At 69.5% G+C, this 4,050-nt stretch carries 5 protein-coding genes and 2 pseudogenes; 6 read left to right on the top strand and 1 reads right to left on the bottom strand.

Features of this window, described 5'->3' with window-relative positions; all coding sequences use genetic code 11:
• Together ACWD35_RS45000 and ACWD35_RS44995 are read left to right on the top strand one after the other, a co-directional pair.
• Positions 1 to 260: hypothetical protein (locus tag ACWD35_RS45000; protein WP_451357100.1), on the top strand; the 260-nt coding region annotated here is incomplete at its 5' end.
• Positions 242 to 940 carry an SDR family oxidoreductase gene (locus ACWD35_RS44995; RefSeq protein ID WP_209410293.1) on the top strand — a complete coding sequence of 233 codons (699 nt, stop codon included), beginning with the start codon at positions 242 to 244 and terminating at the stop codon, positions 938 to 940. The genes ACWD35_RS45000 and ACWD35_RS44995, both read left to right, overlap by 19 nt.
• Positions 941 to 1,044: 104 nt before the next feature.
• On the opposite strand, the gene ACWD35_RS44990 is transcribed toward ACWD35_RS44995, so the two are convergent.
• Positions 1,045 to 1,806, bottom strand: coding sequence for an alpha-hydroxy acid oxidase (locus tag ACWD35_RS44990; protein ID WP_451357099.1), 762 nt, complete (start codon positions 1,804 to 1,806; stop codon positions 1,045 to 1,047).
• A 299-nt stretch (positions 1,807 to 2,105) separates the two neighbouring features.
• On the opposite strand from ACWD35_RS44990, the pseudogene ACWD35_RS44985 reads away from it, so the two are divergent.
• The 4 genes and pseudogenes from ACWD35_RS44985 to ACWD35_RS44970 all read left to right on the top strand — a co-directional run.
• Positions 2,106 to 2,357: pseudogene (locus tag ACWD35_RS44985) on the top strand (transposase); the annotation flags it as partial.
• Between the two features lie 74 nt (positions 2,358 to 2,431).
• The gene (locus ACWD35_RS44980) at positions 2,432 to 3,367 is read left to right on the top strand and encodes a transposase (RefSeq protein ID WP_451357098.1); all 936 of its coding nucleotides are present in this window, start codon (positions 2,432 to 2,434) and stop codon (positions 3,365 to 3,367) included.
• Between the two features lie 17 nt (positions 3,368 to 3,384).
• Positions 3,385 to 3,678, top strand: a complete 294-nt coding sequence (locus ACWD35_RS44975; protein WP_451357097.1) for a ribosomal protein L7/L12 — start codon at positions 3,385 to 3,387, stop codon at positions 3,676 to 3,678.
• Between the two features lie 137 nt (positions 3,679 to 3,815).
• Positions 3,816 to 4,050: pseudogene (locus tag ACWD35_RS44970) on the top strand (DNA mismatch repair protein MutT); the annotation flags it as partial.

The following is a 4,050-nucleotide window of genomic DNA, read 5'->3' as shown; positions in this document are numbered from 1 at the left end:
GCCCTGCGCGGCGCGCAGGGCCCAACATGGGGGCCGGCCGCGCGGGTTCGGCCACTTCGTACGGCATCGTGGCCGGTCAGCGATGGCGTACCGGCTCGGCGGGAAGATCGCTGGGTATAGTGCAGGCGTTTCGGGGAACCGGCGACCCGGAGTCGGCCGACCTCACGCGCCACCTCGCGTTCATCGGCATCCGGGACCCTGGCGGAGCCCCGATGACCCATATCGCTGAGGAGGCCGTCCCATGGAACCCGTCACGCTGATCACCGGTGGCTCGACCGGAATCGGCGCCGCCACCGCCCGCGCCCTGCTCAAGCAGGGCCACCGCGTGGCCGTCACTGGACGTGACGCGGACAAGCTGGCCGCCTTCGCCGCTTCGGCCGGAGCGGGCGAGCGGCTGCTGACGATCACCGGCGACACCAGCGACGCGCACGACGTCGCCTCCGCCGTGCGCCGCGTGGTGGACGCGTGGGGCCGACTGGACAACGTCATCGCCAACGCCGGTTTCTCACTGCCCGGCAACCTGGAGAGCCACGCCCCCGAGGACATGCGCGCCATGGTCCTCACCAACGTCCTGGGCCCGGCCCTGCTGGTGCGGGAGACCCTGCCGCACCTCAGGGAGTCCAAGGGCCGGATCGTGATCATCGGTTCGGTCGCCGGGGTGCGCAACACGCCTGGCAACCTGTACTCGGTCACCAAGTGGGCCGCGCACGCGCTGGCCGAGAACACCCGGCTGCTGGTCGGCAAGGACGGAGTCGGCGTGACCGTCGTCGCCCCCGGGGTGGTGGACACCCCGTTCTGGGACGAGCGCGGCGGCACCCCCGAGGCGGCGCCGGCGATGACCGCCGAGCAGATCGCGGACACGATCGTCTTCGCCGTCAACCAGCCCGCGGGCGTGGACATCAACCACATCACCATGCGGCCGACCGGGCAGCTCGGCTGACGCCGCGCTCCCAACGACCGTACGATAAGGCGCCTTGGGCCTCCGCCGCATACCAAGCGGTGAAGGCCGAAGGCGCCTTCGGGCGTCCGGGTGGACGCGCGGCGTCAGGGGGAGAAGTGGGCGCCCCCGGGAAGGACCACCCCTGACCGCTCGAAGTCGGCCACGGTGGGCGCCCCTATCAGGGCCATGACCTCCTCGAACTCGCCCATGAGCAGCCGCAGGACGTCCGCGACGCCCTCCGCGCCGGAGTGGACGAGCTCCCACAGGGCCGGGTGTCCGACCATCACCGCGTCCGCGCCCAGGCACAGGGTCTTGGCGATGTCGGCGCCGTGCCGAACCCCGCCGTCGAGGACGACCGCGCACTGCCCGGCGACGGCGTCCACGATCTCGGGGAGGGCGTCGGGGGCACTGCGGGAGAAGTCCAGCTGGCGGCCGCCGTGGTTAGAGACGACTAGCCCCGAGACGCCATGCTTGACGGCCAGTTCGGCGTCCTCGCCGGTGAGCACGCCCTTCAGTACCAGGGGCAGGTAGGTCACTTCGCGCAGCCAGGCGAGATCCTCCCAGGTGATCGAGGCGTCGAACTGCTCCTTGGAGTGCCGGGCGACGGCCGACTCCCCGTCCCGGCTGCCGTGCGAGGCGGCCATCACGTCGTGCGCCACGTTGACCGCCCGGATGCCCGGGGGCACCGCGAACCCGTTGGCGGCGTCCCGGGGACAGAACGCCACCCTGGGCGCGTCGACGGTGAGGACCAGCGCGCGGAAACCGGTGGCCCCGGCCCAGCGGATCAGGTCCACCGGGAGGTCGCAGCGCTTGAGCCAGTACAGCTGTAACCACAGCGGGCCGGTGGCCGCGGTGGCGATGTCCACACACCGACCGCGTCACAAGATCAGCGCCAGAGCCTTTTCGGGCTCTGTCGGAGATCTTGTGACGGAGCCGGTCTGAACTGGGCATCAACTGGGAGTGCGGTGGTGATCGAGCTCGTGGTGCGGCGATTCAAGTGCAGTAACTCCCGCTGCGCCGCAGTGACGTTCGCCGAGCATGTGGAGGGCCTGACCCGGCCGCACGCCCGGTACACGCCGTTGTTACGGCAGATGCTGTCGTCGATCGCGCTGATGCTGGCGGGGCGTCCCGAGGGGCCCGGCTGGCCGCGCTGCTGGGTATTCCGGTGGCCAAGGACGTGCTCCTGGGCCTGCTCTGCTCGGTTCCAGATGCACCGTCCGGCCTGGTCAGAGTGCTGGGCGTTGATGATTTCGCCCTCCGCGAGGGTGACTCCTACGCGACTCTCCTGGTTGACCTGGAAGCCCGCCGCCCGCTGGACGTCCTGCCCAGCAGGGACGCCGAACCCCTGGCCGCCTGGCTCGCCCGCCACCCGGAGATCGAGGTGATCTGCCGCGACCGGGCCGGCGCCTACGCCGAAGGCGCCCGCACCGGGCTCCGCAGGCCCTCCAGGTCGCCGACGGCTGGCATCTGTGGCGCAACCTCGCCGAAGCCGTGGAGAAGACCGTCGGCACCCACCACGCCTGCATCCGCACCGCGCTCGCCCCGACCCCGGATATTCCGGAGCCGACCACGACGATCCTGGTCACGGCGGAGTCGTCTGAGCCGGAGCCTGACTTCGCCCCACCCGATGGCACGCTCGACATCCTGGGCCACCCCCGGCGGCTGGTGGCCCGCACCACCGAGCGGTACACGACGGTGCAACAGCTGCTGGCCGAGGGGAAGTCCCTGGCCGCCATCGGCCGCCATCTACGGCTGGACCACTCCACCGTGCGGCGCTTCGCCCGCGCGGGCAGCCTCGACGAGCTCATGGTCAAGGCAACCAACCGCATCTCGATCCTGGATGAGTACAAGCCGTATCTGCACCAACGCTGGCGTGAGGGCTGCCAAGACATTCCCCAGCTCCACCGCGAACTGCGCGAGCGTGGCTTCACCGGCGACATCCAGTGCGTCCGCCGCTACTTCCGCCCCTTCAAGAAGCCGCACAGCCCCAAGCCACGGAACCCGCCTGCACCGCCGCCCGAGCTGCGGCCGACCCCGAAGCCGCGGCGTGTCGTCCGCTGGATCATGACCCATCCGGGTCGTCTGGCTGAGGCCGACGCGACCGAGCTCAAGGAGATCCGCGCCGCCTGTCCGCACCTCGACGCCGCCGCACAGCACGTCCGAGACTTCGCCCACATGATGCGCGACCTGCGCGGCGACGAGTTGCCCGCCTGGCTGGACCGGGTCCTCACCGACGACCTGCCCGCTCTGCACTCATTGGTCAACGGCCTCAAGCGGGACCTGGAAGCGGTTGTCGCCGCGCTCATCACACCGTGGAGCTCAGGCCAGGTCGAGGGTCATGTGACCAGGGTCAAGCTCCTCAAGCGCATGGGCTTCGGGCGAGCCAACCTCGACCTGCTCCGCAGACGCATCCTTCTCAAGACGTGATCGCCGAGCCTCGCCGTATGCTGCAGGCCATCTGCGGACTGATGAAGGGATCGGACACGGTGAGCGAATCGTTCTTGCTGGTCTGCGACGACCTACCGCACACCGTAGTTCTGACTGACTCTGGCCCCCGGGTCATGGACATCGTGAAGCTACTTCACAGGCGGACCGGGCTGAGTTTGTGGCACTGCAAGTCCCTCATCAGCCACCTGCCCGCGACCATCCTCGAGAACGTGCCGGAAGAAGTCGCCACCGCCATGGTGGCCGAACTCTGCGAAGCCGGTGCCGACGCTCACGCCGAAGTGAATCAGTAGGCCTTCGGCACCCTCATCGTCACAAGATCACCGACAGAGCCCACAGTTCCCCCGGTCTGGTCGCGTAATTCCCAGGTGCCCGCGGTGGATGGTGTCCGTAGAGCACGGTTGTCGGTGGCGCCTGCCAGCATCCACGGATGACCACAACTGACCACCTGTTCACCGCCCCTGACGAGCAGCCGCGTGGCCGCCTTCTCCAGCTGGTTGGTGCCATCGAACCGTGGGACGAACTGGAGCGCACCCATCTGGAGACCGCTACGCAGTGGCTCGCCAGCGGAGCCCCGGTCTACCGGGTGCGCAAGCCGGACGTTCCGGCGATGCATTTGGTGAGCTACTTCGTCGTCCTCGACAACAGGCGCGGGCAGCTGCTGC

Source organism: Streptomyces sp. NPDC002671 (genome assembly GCF_053592475.1).
Note: the sequence above shows the minus strand (reverse complement) of the source record. Positions and strands in the feature narration are given on the sequence as shown.